We start from the raw sequence: 15,107 nt of genomic DNA on the forward strand, positions 1-15,107 counted from the left end.
TCACTCGCCTTTGAAATCGGGGGTACGTTTTTCAGCGAAGGCATTCACGCCTTCCTGCCAGTCGGCGGTGGTCGAGCAGGTAAAGACCGCATCCAGCTCTTGCTGCAACTGGCTATCCAGATCATTTCCCACACCAATATTCACCAGACGCTTGAGCATGGCGATGGAAATCGGCGCTTGCTTGCCCAGCACCGCAGCCAGTCGATACGCCTCGCTTAACAACACATCCCCCGGCCAGCTCGCGCTTGCCAGGCCGATACGTGCGGCCTCCTCGCCATCGATGCGCCGCCCGGTGTAGAGCAGCTGACGCGCCCTGTTCAACCCCACCAATTGCGGCAACATCTTGGAAACACCGCCACCCACACAAGTACCGATGCTGGTTTCGGGAAAACCGATCTGCGCCTCTTCCGCCATCAGGATAAAATCGCAGGCTACTGCCATTTCCGCCCCTGCGCCCAAGGCATAACCGTTGACCGCAGCGATCACCGGTTTTTTCAGCCGAATGATCGTTTCACACACATCGTTACCCAATTGCAGGTATTGACGACGTTGAAACAGGCTACGCTCGGCCCCGCCGTGCTCTTTCATATCGGCGCCCACACAGAATGCTCGCCCTTCTCCAGTGAGTATCACCGTACGAATCGCGCGGCTGCGCTCGGCATATGCAAGCGCTTCCAGCAATTCGGTGTAGAAAGCCTCGACCACGGCATTGAGGCGATGCGGCCGGTTGAAACGAATTTCCATTACGTTGCCCTGCTGGTGGAGCAGCAGCGTTTTATAGTCGGGAAGCGAAGCGGAAGGCACGGATTCAGAAGGCATGGAGGTATCCAGTCTGCAGAATTTAAAAAAAGCTGAAATGAAAGCTAAATGGAACAAACGTTTCTCTTTCAGATATAAACATCACGTCTGTATTGATATAAAGACTAGCCGAATGGGTCAATTATAGTCAATACATACGTTTCTATATAAATAAATAAAGATACATATGTTTCGTCAACGCCGATTTAGCCCGACCACCTCTTTATATAAGTTTTCAGGGCCTGCGTTACAATGCGCCCATTCATCCGCCTGAGGAGCCTGCAATGTCAGCGTCCAGCCCCCATGACAACCCGCTTGAAGAAGCCCTCACCGAAGAGCTGCCTTCCTCCACCCGGCTGGACGTCATCAATCAACGGCTTGCTGAAGCCTATCCCGAGCTCAGCCCTCAGCTGAAGCTGGCCGCGGGTTATGTGCTCGAACATCCCATGGATATCGCCTTTCAGTCGATTCGCAAATCCGCCGCGGCGGCAGCGGTCACTCCCTCAACCCTGGTGCGGCTGGCCAAGCGTATGGGGTTCGATAGCTACGAGCTGTTTCGGGAAGTGTTTCAGTCAGCGGTACAGGCGGGGCCGATCGAGCTTTCCGGACGCGCCACTCACTTGCGCAACCTGGCTCATACCCAAGACCCGATATTTCTCGATGTGGGCGACGCGGCTTTCGACAACATCGGCAAGCTGTTCACCGCCGATAACCAGGCCCGGGTGCGCGACGCCGCCAGGCTGATTCTCGATGCGCGAAAAGTCGCTGTGGTGGGATTTCGCGACACCTTCGCCTGCGCCTACCACTTCGCTTATGTGGGGCGCATCGCGATGCCGGACATTCATTTGATACGAGGGCTGGAGGGAGGCTTGCTCACCGAACTGGACCGCTTCGATGAGCATGATGTAGTGGTGGCCTTCGGCTTTGAACCCTATTGTGCCGAAACGGTGAAAGCGTTGGAGGTGACAGGCGCCAACGGAGTGCGTTCGATCGTGGTCACCGATACGCTGCGCTCCCCGCTGGTACCCGGCGCGCAGGTCACTTTCACCGTGGCCAACGCCACGCCGCACTTTTTCCCGTCGATTCTTTCCGCGATCACCTTGATCGAGGCGATATTGGCCGAATGCGTGGCATTCGGCCCCAATCATCTGGTCGACAATGTCGCCGATTTCGAAACCCGCATGCGCCGCATGGGCGCTTATGTCGAGATTGACTGATTCAGTTCAATCCATTTCAGATCATGGCAACAGGATGGTCGAGCCGGTGGTCTTGCGGCCTTGCAATGCATCCTGGGCCTTGCCGGCGTCGGCCAAGGGGTAACGATTGGCCACATCGATCTTGATCTTGCCGCTTTCCAGCATGGCGAAGAAATCCTCGCACATCATTTCCAGGCGTTCGCGGGTATCGGCATAGCCATTCAGGCTCGGGCGCGTGACGAACAGCGAACCCTTCTGGTTGAGAATCCCGATATTGACGCCCTCGACCGGGCCTGAAGAGTTGCCGAAACTGACCATCAAGGAACGCGGCTTCAAGCAGTCCAGGGAGATCTCCCAGGTGTCCTTGCCCACCGAGTCATACACCACGTCGCACATCTCGCCGTCGGTCAATTCGCGCACCCGCTCGGCCACGTTTTCCCGGGTGTAATCGATCGTCGCCCAAGCGCCGTTGGCCATCGCCAGGTCGGCTTTTTCCTGGGAGCTTACGGTACCGATCAGTTTTACGCCCAACGCCTTGGCCCACTGGCAGGCAATCGAGCCCACGCCACCGGCGGCGGCGTGAAACAGAATCGTCTCGCCCCCTTTCAAGGGGCAGGTCTGGCGTAGCAGGTATTGCACGGTCAACCCCTTGAGCATGCTCGCCGCCGCAGTTTCAAATTCGATGAAGTCCGGCAATACCACCACTTTTGCGGCGGGCAAGGTATGCAACTGCGCATAAGCACCCAGCGGGCCTTGAGCGTAGGCTACCCGATCCCCCACCTTCAAATGGGTAACGTCTTCACCCACCGCATCCACCACGCCGGCGCCTTCCGTTCCCAGGCCTGAGGGCATCTTCGGTGCTGGATACAGGCCAGTGCGAAAATAGATGTCGATGAAATTCAAGCCGACCGCCTTGTTGCGCACCCGGACGTCAGCGGGGCCGAGCTCGGCCGGTGCCGCCTCGACCAGCTCAAGCACCTCGGAGCCGCCGGTCTGGGAAAACTGGATACGTTGACTCATGGGGATGTCCTTTATGGTTTTTGGATCGTGCGGCTATCCAACCGCGTGAGGCGCGAGAAATCAAGGCGGTAACTCAGCCAGCGTCTCGGCCGACTCCCATGATAGGGTGACTGCTCTCCGCCCTTGGGACGGAGCTTCCCACTTCTTAGGCAGCAACCGGCGATATGCCGGATTTACGCAAGCCTCGATGGGCAGAGACGGACAGTCCTTCCGCCTTCAACTTCAAAATGCCTTGATTCTTGATGTTAAGCGCCGCGTTGATGTCCCGGTCGTGGTGCGTATGGCAGGCGGGGCAATCCCATGACCGGACGTCGAACGGCATCTTTTCCATCTTGTGCTGGCAGGCATGACATATCTTGGAACTGGCAAACCATGTATCGATCTTGACCAGATGCTTGCCTTGCTCCTTGGCCTTGTAGTCCAGCTTGGTGATCAAGGCGTACCAGGAGGCGTCACCGATATGCTTGGCGAGCTTGGCATTCCTCATCATGTTCTTGATTTTCAGTGTCTCGACGACCACCGCTTGGTTATCGTCAACGATCTGTCGGGACAGTTTGTGCTGGAAGTCATTGCGCGCATTGGCGACGCGTTCATGCGCCTTGGCAACGAGCATGCGGGCCTTGGCTCGCTTGGCGCTGCCTTTTTTCTTGCGCGACAGCGCCTGCTGTTTGCGCTTGAGATTCTTCTGCGCCTGTTTGATAAAGCGCGGGTTGGCGACTTTACGCCCGCTTGAGTCAATGGCCAGGTGTGTCAGCCCCATATCGAGGCCGACAACGTTCGTTGCGTCGATGTCCTTTAGAGGCTCGGGCACTGCCTGTTCAGTTTCATACAGCAGGGAGGCGTAGTGTTTGCCAGTGACGGTACGAGTCAAGGTGATGCTCTTGAGCTTGCCGTCAACCGGGCGGTGAATCTTTGCCTTGATCGGCCCGAGCTTGGGTACCTTGACCCAGTTCTCCCCGGATTTTATCCCAAACGCAGTGGTAGCTCGACTGTTTTCCACGCTTGCCCTTGAAGCGGGGGTGGCCGGCCTTCTGCTGAGGATCAAAGAAGCGCTGAAACGCCTTGTCGAGGTTAATGCACGCCTGTTGGAGGGCGATGGAGTCCGCCTCTTTCATCCATCCATACTTGCGAGACTTCTTGGCGACGGGCAGCAGCCGCTTGATGTCGTGCTTGGCACTCAGCGACTGGCCGTGGCGCTTGTAGCGGTGAGACATGATGCGAAGGCCAGTGTTGTAGCAGAAACGCACCGCGCCAAACTGACGGTTAAGAAACGCCGCCTGTTCGGATGTGGGGTAGATGCGTATCCTGGTGGCTTTCAACATGGGTATGGCGGCTTTTAAACTGTACGTTTATACATGGTAGTGGGTTCTTGACCAACGTCAACCCCGAGCAGTGCCCGCTTATATCCCCGCCCGAGTGGGCGGAAGTTTAAGCGGTTTTTTGCTAATCTTCTGAGCATTTTTACGCTGGGCATTGTTTACTGGGGACACGAAGATATTCCATGAAGCATCCGACTATTTCGCTACCGCGCTTGATCGGTCATCGCGGCCTTTCCAGCCAGGCGCCGGAAAACAGCTTATCGGCGGTACGCGCCGCTCACCAGGCCGGTATCGACTGGGTGGAACTGGATATTCAGCTGCTCGGGGATGGTACCCCGGTGATCTGGCACGACCTGGACGTGTCACGCTGCTCCGATGGGCGTGGAAGCTTGCGCCGTTACGATTGGTCCCAAGCGTGCACGTTGGATACCGGCAGCTGGTTCGGAGATCATTTCAGCGGGGAACGCATGGCCAGCCTGGAAGCCATGCTGGCGCTAGTGGTGAAACTCGATATGGGGATCAACCTGGAATTGAAGGTCAACAAGGGCCGGGATCCTATCGCTCTGGTCAAAAGCGTTCTCCCTCGACTCATGCAGGTACTTTCACCCCAGCGTCTGATCGTCTCATCGTTCAACCAGGTCGCCCTGGCGCATGCCCGCCAATATGCCGACGCTTCCCAGCTGGCCCTGGGTGCGCTGTTCGGCAGCGTGCCTGGCGATTGGCACTACCAGTGCCAAGCGATGGATGCGTTTAGCGTCCACGTGCATTGGCCGCGCCTCAAACGCCCCCAGGCTCAGGCAATCGCCCAGGCGGGATATCCACTAATCTGCTACACCGTTAACGATCCCAGTGCTTTCGCGCCGCGCTGGGGCTGGGGAGTCACCAGCGTCATCAGCGACGACCCTACCCGGTTCAAGATTCCCATCACCTAAGCTTTGAGGTGTTTCTGGTCAGTGCAACGTCCTTCAGAAAGTCAGGGCGCCCAGTAAATGGCCAGTGGACAAGAAAAAAAGGCACGAATCGGCAACTTGCGAGCATCATCCCCCGCCAAGGCCCTCGCTAGCACAGTGCGCTTGTCTTCCCCCGTGATATGCAGAAAATGACGCCGCGCCTGATGCAGGCGATCAGCGCTCAGGGTGATGCGTGGCTGCGGCTGGCTGGGAGTACGAACCGCCACCAGCGGCTCACCGCTGGAAAGTGCCAGATCCAGTTCGCGGCTATCGGGAAACAGCGACGCCGTATGGCCATCGCTACCCATGCCTAACACCACGGCACTGGCGGGCCAGGCAAGAAATGTTATCTGGTCACTCACGTCGGCTACGCCCTGTTCGGGAGTAGCGGCCGTGCTGGTCAAGGGCACGAAACGCGCCGACGAGGCTTTATCTTGCACAAGGTGCTCGCGGACCAGACGAGCGTTACTCTCACTGCTCTGCTCATCCACCCAGCGCTCATCCGCCAGGGTGATGTCCACTCGCTCCCAAGGCAGACTCTTTGTCGACAGCGTCTGAAAAAACATCACCGGTGTCGAGCCGCCGGAGATCACCAACAGTACGCGTTCCTGTTCCGCCAGATCGGTCTTCAGCGCTTCGGCGATGGCTTCCGCCAGCTGATCGGCAAGCTGTTGTCTGACATGGTTCTGGTGGTGGTTCATCTCAAAAATCCTCGTACCAGTTACCTCCCAGGTTCCTGCTTCGCTGTCCGTCGCCTCAATGCCTTGGCATTGCCGGTCTTACACAAACTCCACAGGCGTATATTTCCGAGTGCCCCTCGGAATTGCTTCAACTCTCAGCACCGGCTAACAGCGCGGTACCGGCTTGTAGGATGCTGCGGGCGGCATTGACGTCACGGTCGATGCCTTGGGTGCCGCAGTCCGGGCAGTACCTCGGCATCGGTGATGCTGCGTCATGACTTCTAGTTGCCCGGGCATCGACTTTTTCTTGCAGGAAATTATCGCGTGCCTGTGACTGCCTGCTCCAATACGACTGCAGAGTCCGCGGCCATGCTTTGATACATGCGCACGAATCGGTTGGTCTCTTGCGCATCATAAGCGGCCAGGTTCTGGGCCCAACGGTAGGCTATAGGCTGGTACCACAGCTGTGCTTCTACCTGGAAGGGGCCGTCATTCGGGCTCACTGCTACTCGGTACCGAACCCGGTCCTGGCCACCAGCGAAGTCATCATCTTCTGACGCACGACCCTGTACGGCGATATCGGCACCCGCCGTGGCTTTATTGAAGCCACGCGGCAGCAGCCGATTGTCCTTGATGAAGGAGACCGCCGAAAGCAGGCCGGTGGTCACTTCCTGGTTCGGGGTGGCCATGATGGCTTCATAGACCTGCACCTGCTCGGGATGCTCTATGAGCTGGTAGTGGGGCTCATAGCGTGTAGCATCGAGATCGTTGTCGTTGCCAACGATCGCGCCATCATCGGTGAAGCGGCCGGATTCGAATACCAGCTCACCGCTGGCATCACGCACCTGCAGATGGATCCAGGCTCGGCGCGACGGGTAGGCCGTCGGCAGCTTGTGGCCGGCCAGGTTGGTTACCGCCACTGTAGCCTCCAGCTTTCCCTCGCTGTCTTGTCGAGCCTGTAGCTCGAGCCGTGCCGTGCCGTTGCGCAGGTAATCCAGTGTTCGCTCCACCGAAGCATTCAGGGCCTCAGGCGGCGCCTTTACCCCAAGCTCGTTGCCGTAGCGGTTGAGCATGCGCAGCATGAAGAAGTTGCCGCCGCGAAAGGTGTGACGGCTCAGGCCCTGGCGCGGCTCTCCGAGAACCGAAGTCATGGGTGTTTCTTCCTGCACTACCGGCATATGGCAACTCTGGCAGCTTTGCTTTCCGGGAAAGTCGCTGTGGCGCCATTCCAGGTATGGCACTTGCTCTGGAAGCTCTCCCACGACCTGGCCGCCTTCACCCAAGGTATGGGTATAGAGCGTATGGCAGGTGGCACACAGCTCCGAGCGTTGCAGGTGCTTTCCCTGCTGCGGTGTGAAACCGGAGGTCGAACGCATGATCTCCTGAAGGCCCGATTCAACCTCGAACGGCCCCAATATCTGCCGCTTGCTGGGCAGAGTTTCGGTGTCCACATGGAAGCCACCGGTAAAGCTTTCCGGCTCGCCCAGGTTGCGATCGGTGATCTGGTGGCAGGCACTGCAGGACACGCCATCCTCCGCCAGCAGGGTCTGGTGCGAAGCCTCAGGCGGGAACGGCAGATGGGTGAAGATACGCCCCAGTTCACCGTTGGCCTTCGCTTGATAGCGAGACATGGGCATATGGCAAGCAGCGCATTCGTCCTCGATCTGGGCCTGAGCCTTGGGGTGGTCCATGACTTCCCGGCGCACGGCCGCCTGCCAGTAGGGATCGCGGGAAGCATTGGCCATCATCGACCCCCGCCAGTCATGGCCAATGGAGACATCCTCACCACTGGAGGTAGTCAACCCGTTATGACAGGCCAGGCACTTGTCACTGGTCTCGAACAGCCGATGCTGCGGATCATCCGGCATTTGCGCATAACTCAGCGAGGCAAGACCCAGCCCCGCCACAAGCAACATGAAGCGGTACATAGGATTACCATCCCTCGGTGAGTGGGCCATCGAACCAGTCCCAGAGCAGATACACCATGAACTGGTCGTCACGAACCGTGTCGTTGGTCAGTGCTGTGCGCCAACCAATATTCAGTCGCACGTGCTGGCGCTGGCTAAGCATGATCTGCAGTTGCGGAATGGCATCCCACGCAGTTTCTGCCGCAGGCGCATTCTCCCGGGTGGCAACCAGTTCGAGCATGGGTGTCCAGGGCCGCCCCCAGCGTTCAAGGAAAAAACTGCGACCCGCCGCCATGCGCAAGTAAGCCTCCTCGTTTGCCTTGTCGCCATTAGCCGGCACTTCCATCCCCAGCTGGCCCTGAAAGAAGCTGTCCGCCGGCAGGATCTGCCCATAGGCCAGGGAGATTTCAGAAATGGTGGTACCGGCGCCGAAACCATCAGCCTCGTCGCCGGTGGGCAGTGACACCTCGGCGATACCGCTGACGATGGCACCAAGCTCCAGGTCATCGTAGAGCACGCGCTTGAGGCCAAGCTTTACGTCCCCCACGCCGGATCGCCACTGATTATCGGCTGCCGGATCACTGGTCTCTCGCCAGTCGACGGGTACGGCGATCTCGAGCTGATTGCGCGCGCCAAATCGCTTTTCATAGATCAGCTCGTTGAGGAATGCATCAGGCTCGCCGTCGGGAATGCGCATCTCCCATACCACCTCGTCTTCCGGGAAGGCCTTGGTGGTAACCTGGGCACGTGGCAGGTTGAACTCGCCCCGGGGCCAGGACTTGTCGGTACAGAAGCTACGGATATGGTTCATGGCCGCCCGCAACTCGGCAACGCTCAAGGCCTCGCCGAACGCCGGCATCATGGGTGAAAACGCTCGCACCGGGCCGCCTTCATGGGCTACTGCAATCCAGTCGGCATTGGGTTCCCGGCTGGCGAAGTCGCAATTACTGAAATCGGGCAGCGGTGCCTCGAAACCCACGTCGTGCCGGGGATTACCAGTGCCGCGGGGCCCATGACATGCCGCACAGGCCTTCTGATAGATGGCCTCGCCATCGGGAGAAGACCCGGCGAGTGCCGTTGGCACGCTCAAGAGCAGCCCTGACCAGAGCGCCGCCCATAACCAGACCCGATGTTTCATGTCGTCGCTTCTCCTGCTATTGACGCTGGCCCCGAACCGGATAACCCGCGCCGAAGATATGACTCAGGAAACATTAGCGTGGACAGGGCACGGAATCATTTCAAGGAAATGCCCGACAATTAATCAACTTGGCTCGATTTCAGCCAGATTTCAGGGCTTGTGCTCTCCATCCTTTCCGGCCGGAGTGAAGTCGCCGAGCACCATCATGTGTCCGAGCTTGCCGGCCTTGGTGCTGAGGTAGAGCTCATTGTGGGGATTGAGGCCGGTGGTCAGCGGCAGGCGCTCGCTGATGGTGACGCCATTCCGAGTCAGAGCGTCCACCTTGCGCGGGTTGTTGGTCATCAGCTTGAGGGCGCGAATGCCCAGGTGCTCGAGCATGGGCGTGCATATCGGACGCCGCGCTTGTATCCACTCCCTTCGCGCTACGCGACTCAGGAAGAGGGATTACGCTCTTTTAGATAACACCAGATCGATCGCCTCTTGTGCACCTTTCAGCCGAGGTACTGCACTTATTACTTGAATTCAGGCCCGAAATCGTTATCTCACCTACACAAAACCCTGTTCAGGTCATACGCTAAGGAGTACCTGCTTTTAAAAATACTATCTGTTTCTAAAAACACTATGGAGGTCTTTCATGCCGACGCAAGTCGACTATGCACCTCAAGACGCCTTGCTGGTAGTAGACATGCAAAACGACTTCTGCGAAGGCGGTGCCTTGGCAGTGGAAGGAGGCGCTGCCTTGGTACCCGGGATTAACACGGAAATCATGAAGGCACGTAAGGCCGGCGCCATGGTATTCGCTACCCGCGACTGGCATCCGGTCGATCATGCAAGCTTCGAACATCGTGGCGGAGAATGGCCGCCCCACTGCGTTCAGGATACGCCCGGCGCGGCCTTTCATCCCGGCCTCGCAGTCCCTTCCGACGTTATTCGCGTCAGCAAGGCCACCGCCTTCGATGCCGATGCCTATTCCGGATTCGACGGCACCGGGCTGGGCAATTATCTGCGCGAGAAAGGCATCAAACGCGTGATTGTGTGTGGCTTGGCTATGGATGTCTGTGTGCAGGCCACCGCCAAGGATGCGCATAAAGAAGGCTTCGAGGTGCTTCTGCTGGCGGAACTCACCGAACCGGTGGCTCCAGAGGCCCGGAAAAACTGTACACGCGAGCTTCAGAATATCGGCATTGAGGTAAAAGCATGAGCGAACCGGTTCCCGTCCAGGTCGAAGACAATGACCTCCTGTTACTGACAGACCTTTATCAGCTGACCATGGTCCAGGCCTACTGGAAGGAATCCATGCAGGAATGGGCCACATTCAGCCTGTTCTTTCGCAAGCTTCCGCCCTCGCGGCGCTTCATGCTGGCCTGCGGCCAACAACATGCCGCAGCGTTGGTCAGTCAATTGCATTGCAGCCAGGCAAACCTGGATCGTCTCGCCGGTACCGGAAAATTCGATGATGGCTTTCTCGAATGGCTGGGAGCATTTCGTTTCAGTGGCGATATCTGGACCCTGCCGGAAGGCACACCGGTATTTGATAACGAACCCTTTCTGGAAGTGGACGCGCCCATTGCGGAGGCCCAATTGCTGGAAAGCCTGATCATGAACCTAGTGCAACCGGAAACCGTGCTGGCGTCCAAAGCGGTGCGCATCGCCATGGCCGCCGACGATCGCCCGGTGGTGGATTTCGGCATGCGCCGCATGCACGGCGTGGATGCGGCCATGCGCGGGGTCCGTGCCTACCGCACCGCCGGCATCGCCGCCACCAGCAATGTACTGGGTGGGCTGCGCCATGGCCTGGCACTGAACGGCACCATGGCACATAGCTACATTCTCGCTCACGACGATGAGCGCGAAGCCTTTCGCACCTTCGCTAGGCAATACCCTGAAACCGTCCTGCTGGTGGATACCCACGACACCTTGAAAGGTGTGCAGATGGTCATCGAGCTGATGGATGAAGAACCCGACCTCAAGGTCAGCGGCGTGCGTCTTGATTCCGGTGACCTGGGCGATCTGGCGCATCGTTCAAGGGCCATGCTGGATGAAGCCGGTTATCAGTCGATAAAGATCATCGCCAGCAGCGGGCTCGACGAATACAAGATTCAGGCACTACTCAAGGACCGTGCGCCCATCGATGCCTTCGGTGTCGGCACGCAAATGGGGGTAGCGGCGGATGCGCCGGTGATCGACCTTTCCTACAAGTTGGTGGAATACGCCGAACGTCCTCGGGTCAAGCACTCCAGCGGCAAGATCAACCTGCCGGGGCGTAAGCAGGTCTACCGGCGACGCGACGCCCGGGGCCGCTATGCCGGGGATATCATTGCCTGCCGAGATGAAAAGCGGGCCGATGGCGAAGCCCTGCTGGTACAGCTGGTCAAGAATGGCCGACTCGACGATGAGGCCATGGCCTTGGCGGATAGCGCTCGAGAACGGGTCCAGGCTGCATTGAAGGACATGCCCGATGCGATGAAAGAACTTGAGGAAGGCGCAACCGATTATCCGGTGGAACTCAGCGATGAGCTTAACCGCCTTGTCGAGGCGCTTTCTTGAGCAAGCCTGGATATTGAAACGCTAACTAAAAAATTGCCCCCGCTGGATATTCGAGCGGGGGCAATATCAGACCTGATTGTGGTTGAGATCAACGCACCTCTTGCGCATTTCCTTCAGAGTTCTCTTCAACCACCATGTCATCCTCGACATGGATCGGCTCTTCATCCAGGGCCGCTCCCGCCTGGTTGGCTCGGGTACGATGCTCGATCAAGAAATACAGCGCCAGCCCGACACCCAGCCCCCAGGCTGCGCCATGAGTGGCCAGCACCACGCCCATGATGCCCGCCACGCCCATGGCGGTGGCGTTCTTGATCTGCTCGACCGCTACCGCAATGCATAGATAACCGGTAATCAACAAGGTGATGGAAAGCGCGATAGGCAGTACTGGGCGGAACAACGTCACCAACGGCAGCATGAACAGCGCCAGAAAGCCCACGATCCAGAAGACCGACGCACCCGAATAGATGGTATCCATTGCCTTGCGACCATAGCGATAACGTTCGGCAACCGTCGCCATGGCGCCGGTGAACAACGGCCCGGCCAGGCCTGGATACGGCGCCAACAAAGAGTGCATGAGGTTGCGCAGCCCGGTGATCAGGTGGACCCGGTCGATATTCACTTCAATTTTTTCATCCGGGCGTAAATGATCAACACGTTTCAACAGTGTCTGGCCGACAATAATGTCGCCAAAAGCAATGATGTAAGCAATGATGGCGGTGGGAATCGCCGCCACTAGCAGGCTGACGCCGGGGAAGCCGATACTGAACGGTAGATAGGCCCAGATACCCGCAAAATCCGGTGCCTCGAAGCCCCACTCGACGGTGGGCAAGGGGTATTCCGCCACGCCCCAGCCAATCGCCATGGTCACCAACATTCCCGGCACCATCCCATAAGAGGCAATATTGCGCGCCCAGCGATACTTCTCGGTCATGTCGCGAAACGACAACGAAAACAGTACGTACAACGTCACCAGCCCGCCAATGCCCAGTGAAATCGGCGTGGCATGCAGGCGTCCACCCACGCTGATTTCGCCACTGATGGCGGCGATACCTGCCCCCAGTAATATCCCGGCCTTGATCGAATCAGGCACATTATTGACCAGCTTGGAGCCCAACCGAGTGACCGCCATGATCAGGAAGATAGCGGTGACCATCAATTGCAGCGCCACCATGGCACGAATCGCTTCTGGGCCGGGTTCGAACTGGCCGACAAACAACAGTACCACCGGGATAGCCGGGGTGATCCATCCCGCAATAAAAGGCACGCCCAGCAAAGGCGGCAGCATGAAGCCCACTCCACAAACCACGACATAGGCCAGCGCCACCTCATAAGGCAGACCCAGATATTGTTCCAGCAGCGGAATCATACCCAGACCGATGACGAACATCACCAGTGCCTGTATGGTTTCAGGAACTTCCCAGCGGAAATGGATAAAAGGCAGGCGGAGCTTGAATGGGCCGAGTGGCCAATAGGGATGCTCTTCCCCGTATTTGCGTTTTTGCAGCACGTCGTTACCTCACACATTCTGTTTGTTTATCGGTGTACCTCCATTGTTTTGTTCTTGTTGAGTGAGTGCTGTTTTACGCGGTCAGCTAAAAAGACGACATTCGACCTTTAGGCAAATGCCCCCCGGAGAGGGCTTCAGGCAATTGGCAGGCAAAAAGCAAAATATAGAAAAAAGCGACTAAATGCCGTCTTTTACAAGAATATAGCCATATAAAGCAGGCTTTTATCCAAACCCGCCCGGTCATTGCTACGCTTTACGTTAACGCCATTCTTTGGTCGCAGAAGGTGGGAATAAGCATCTAAAGTGTCTCAGGGAACGCTGCTAACCCCTCGACAAACCGCTGTTTATCTTCCTCGAAACTCTTAGCGTCGTGTTTGAAACTCCGCAGGATGGCCTGCTCATCGATACTCAAGGTATCGCTCAATTCACTAATATCGCTTGCGGGATGACGCGCGCCGAGGCCAATTCGTTGGTTATCCGGGCCATCAAACCAGCGCGTCAAGCCACAGGATTGATAGAAAGCCTCATCGGCCGGGTCTTGCACCTCGACACGCAATGGTGCCTTGAGCGAGAGCTCCTTGATCAGCTGCCGCCGCGCCTCAATGTCATTGTTCAGCGAGCAGGAAAGCTGCACCGTCATGCCCTCTCCCGCTTCATCCAGCACCAGCAACGCCAATGCCTGGGGAGCACCCTGGTTATCCACCAGCGCCAGCAAGCGGGCGGCTTCCTGGGCAAACAGTACGCGCCTTGTGCCCGCGAAGATGACCAATGGCGTCAACCCCGCTTGCCGACCATAGACTTCAGCACACAAACGTGCCAAGCAAGCCTCACGTAGTTTCACGGCTTTGACATGTACCACTTTCATTTCACTATCCTTCAGTAACGGGCTTAACAATACGGCAATGGCATAACGGCATGTCCTGCCAAAAGGCAAAGCCTAGCATATCCACTGAGCGGGTTTCGGCGGGGGGAAACCCCTGGCTGCCAAAAGACCATTAGCCTTGGCTAATCGAGAAACGCAACTCATCATCGAAAGGAGCAACACCCATGCACATCAGCATTCTCACCATGAAAATTTCCCTGCCGGGATGCGGCTCACTCAAGGAAAAACGTCAACGTGTCGGCGGGCTGCACGAACGTTTCGGGCGCAACCCCTCCATCGCCGTTTGCGAAAGTGGCGACCATGACAAACTCGACGCCAGCGAATGGACCTTCGTGGTGGCTGCCACGTCACCGCAAAAGGTCGAATCCCTGTGTAGCGAGATCGAAGACAAGGTCCAGCGCACGGTCGAGGGGCGAATGCTCGATGTGACCCGGGAAATACTCTAGCGACCTGGCCATCTCTCCAAGCCACGGTTCCATCGCCGTTTGGTCACCTGGGTTGGACGCCTACGGCAACAGCCTGCTAGGCACCCAAGCACTTGAAATGTTTGTGCAGCGTACCGGGTGGTCGGTATTTGGGCATTAATGGCAAGCGTTTAAGAATTTTCCTCAAACTCTACCCGTTCGTTTATTATGCACCACCCAATTTATTTCAGTTATCACCATTAGGCTACTATGTCCGTCAATGCACTCTATACCGATCTTTCGGGCTACTACGATTTGATGTGCGTAGACATCGACTACCAAGCCCAAAGTAACGCCATTCGTCGGCTGCATCAGCTCTTCGGCAACGACGGCACCACCCACCTGGATTTAGCCTGTGGCACCGGCCCCCACGTGCGCCATTTTATTGATATTGGCTACACGAGTAGCGGGCTGGACATCAATCAACCGATGCTGGATATCGCCGCCACGCGCTGCCCAGAAGCGCACTTCTCGCTGCAAGACATGAGTCACTTCGAGGTTAGCGAACCACTCGATTTAATCACCTGCTTTTTGTACTCCATCCACTACAGCGATGGGATTGAAAAGCTAACAGCGTGTATTTCCAGTGTGCATCGTGCACTAGAGCGCGGCGGTGTTTTCTGAAGTGGCTATAGTTTCCCGGACACACAGGCGCAGGTAAAATCTCCTGCCAATAGAGGTGTGTCATGAATCAGAAA

The 15,107-nt window shown here is 57.4% G+C and carries 14 protein-coding genes and 3 pseudogenes; 7 read left to right on the top strand and 10 right to left on the bottom strand.

All coding sequences use genetic code 11. From position 1 onward, the window contains the following. Complete coding sequence (locus GPM19_RS13170) at positions 1 to 819, bottom strand: enoyl-CoA hydratase/isomerase family protein (protein ID WP_202114832.1); 819 nt, start codon at positions 817 to 819, stop codon at positions 1 to 3. Between the two features lie 263 nt (positions 820 to 1,082). Between GPM19_RS13170 and GPM19_RS13175 the strand changes: the two genes are divergently transcribed. After that, complete coding sequence (locus tag GPM19_RS13175) at positions 1,083 to 2,015, top strand: MurR/RpiR family transcriptional regulator (RefSeq protein WP_160419472.1); 933 nt, start codon at positions 1,083 to 1,085, stop codon at positions 2,013 to 2,015. A 21-nt stretch (positions 2,016 to 2,036) separates the two neighbouring features. Here the strand turns inward: GPM19_RS13175 and GPM19_RS13180 are convergent, their stop codons facing one another. The 3 genes from GPM19_RS13180 to GPM19_RS15615 all read right to left on the bottom strand — a co-directional run bounded on the left by GPM19_RS13180 (position 2,037) and on the right by GPM19_RS15615 (position 4,336). Next, entirely contained in the window at positions 2,037 to 3,014 is a 978-nt protein-coding gene (locus GPM19_RS13180) for an NADPH:quinone reductase (RefSeq protein WP_160419473.1), read from the bottom strand. A gap of 145 nt (positions 3,015 to 3,159) precedes the next feature. After that, the gene (locus tag GPM19_RS13185; RefSeq protein ID WP_319928128.1) at positions 3,160 to 4,014 is read right to left on the bottom strand and encodes an RNA-guided endonuclease InsQ/TnpB family protein; all 855 of its coding nucleotides are present in this window, start codon (positions 4,012 to 4,014) and stop codon (positions 3,160 to 3,162) included. Beyond that, positions 3,908 to 4,336, bottom strand: coding sequence for an RNA-guided endonuclease InsQ/TnpB family protein (locus GPM19_RS15615; RefSeq protein ID WP_319928129.1), 429 nt, complete (start codon positions 4,334 to 4,336; stop codon positions 3,908 to 3,910). The genes GPM19_RS13185 and GPM19_RS15615 overlap by 107 nt, the downstream gene beginning before the upstream one ends. 179 nt (positions 4,337 to 4,515) lie before the next feature. Between GPM19_RS15615 and GPM19_RS13190 the strand changes: the two genes are divergently transcribed. After that, positions 4,516 to 5,265 carry a glycerophosphodiester phosphodiesterase family protein gene (locus GPM19_RS13190; protein WP_160419474.1) on the top strand — a complete coding sequence of 250 codons (750 nt, stop codon included), beginning with the start codon at positions 4,516 to 4,518 and terminating at the stop codon, positions 5,263 to 5,265. A gap of 41 nt (positions 5,266 to 5,306) precedes the next feature. On the opposite strand, the gene pgl is transcribed toward GPM19_RS13190, so the two are convergent. The 4 genes and pseudogenes from pgl to GPM19_RS13210 all read right to left on the bottom strand — a co-directional run. After that, on the bottom strand, positions 5,307 to 5,984 hold the full coding sequence (pgl, locus tag GPM19_RS13195) for a 6-phosphogluconolactonase (RefSeq protein WP_160419475.1): 678 nt from the start codon (positions 5,982 to 5,984) through the stop codon (positions 5,307 to 5,309). A 296-nt stretch (positions 5,985 to 6,280) separates the two neighbouring features. After that, positions 6,281 to 7,891 carry a hypothetical protein gene (locus GPM19_RS13200; RefSeq protein WP_160419476.1) on the bottom strand — a complete coding sequence of 537 codons (1,611 nt, stop codon included), beginning with the start codon at positions 7,889 to 7,891 and terminating at the stop codon, positions 6,281 to 6,283. Between the two features lie 4 nt (positions 7,892 to 7,895). Beyond that, positions 7,896 to 9,008 (bottom strand): c-type cytochrome, encoded by a 1,113-nt coding sequence (locus GPM19_RS13205; protein ID WP_160419477.1) that lies wholly within the window; start codon positions 9,006 to 9,008, stop codon positions 7,896 to 7,898. Positions 9,009 to 9,158: 150 nt separating this feature from the next. Next, positions 9,159 to 9,407 (bottom strand): annotated as a pseudogene (locus GPM19_RS13210) (GTP cyclohydrolase II); the annotation flags it as partial. 235 nt (positions 9,408 to 9,642) lie between these two features. Here GPM19_RS13210 and GPM19_RS13215 point away from each other — a divergent pair. Next, on the top strand, positions 9,643 to 10,209 hold the full coding sequence (locus tag GPM19_RS13215; protein WP_160419478.1) for an isochorismatase family protein: 567 nt from the start codon (positions 9,643 to 9,645) through the stop codon (positions 10,207 to 10,209). After that, positions 10,206 to 11,555: a nicotinate phosphoribosyltransferase gene (locus tag GPM19_RS13220; RefSeq protein ID WP_160419479.1), complete on the top strand. Its 1,350-nt coding sequence runs from the start codon at positions 10,206 to 10,208 to the stop codon at positions 11,553 to 11,555. The genes GPM19_RS13215 and GPM19_RS13220 overlap by 4 nt, the downstream gene beginning before the upstream one ends. An 88-nt stretch (positions 11,556 to 11,643) precedes the next feature. On the opposite strand, the gene GPM19_RS13225 is transcribed toward GPM19_RS13220, so the two are convergent. Next, positions 11,644 to 13,062 (bottom strand): xanthine/uracil/vitamin C permease, encoded by a 1,419-nt coding sequence (locus tag GPM19_RS13225; RefSeq protein ID WP_160419480.1) that lies wholly within the window; start codon positions 13,060 to 13,062, stop codon positions 11,644 to 11,646. Positions 13,063 to 13,360: 298 nt separating this feature from the next. After that, positions 13,361 to 13,927 (bottom strand): hypothetical protein, encoded by a 567-nt coding sequence (locus GPM19_RS13230; RefSeq protein ID WP_160419481.1) that lies wholly within the window; start codon positions 13,925 to 13,927, stop codon positions 13,361 to 13,363. Positions 13,928 to 14,109: 182 nt separating this feature from the next. Between GPM19_RS13230 and GPM19_RS13235 the strand changes: the two genes are divergently transcribed. The 3 genes and pseudogenes from GPM19_RS13235 to GPM19_RS13245 all read left to right on the top strand — a co-directional run. Further along, positions 14,110 to 14,391, top strand: coding sequence for a DUF503 domain-containing protein (locus GPM19_RS13235; RefSeq protein ID WP_160419482.1), 282 nt, complete (start codon positions 14,110 to 14,112; stop codon positions 14,389 to 14,391). A 4-nt stretch (positions 14,392 to 14,395) separates the two neighbouring features. Further along, positions 14,396 to 14,530, top strand: a pseudogene (locus GPM19_RS13240) (glutaminase); the annotation flags it as partial. An 89-nt stretch (positions 14,531 to 14,619) separates the two neighbouring features. Then, positions 14,620 to 15,030 (top strand): annotated as a pseudogene (locus GPM19_RS13245) (class I SAM-dependent DNA methyltransferase); the annotation flags it as partial. Positions 15,031 to 15,107 lie beyond the last annotated feature (77 nt).

Source organism: Vreelandella zhuhanensis (assembly GCF_009793355.1).
Lineage (GTDB): Bacteria > Pseudomonadota > Gammaproteobacteria > Pseudomonadales > Halomonadaceae > Vreelandella > Vreelandella zhuhanensis.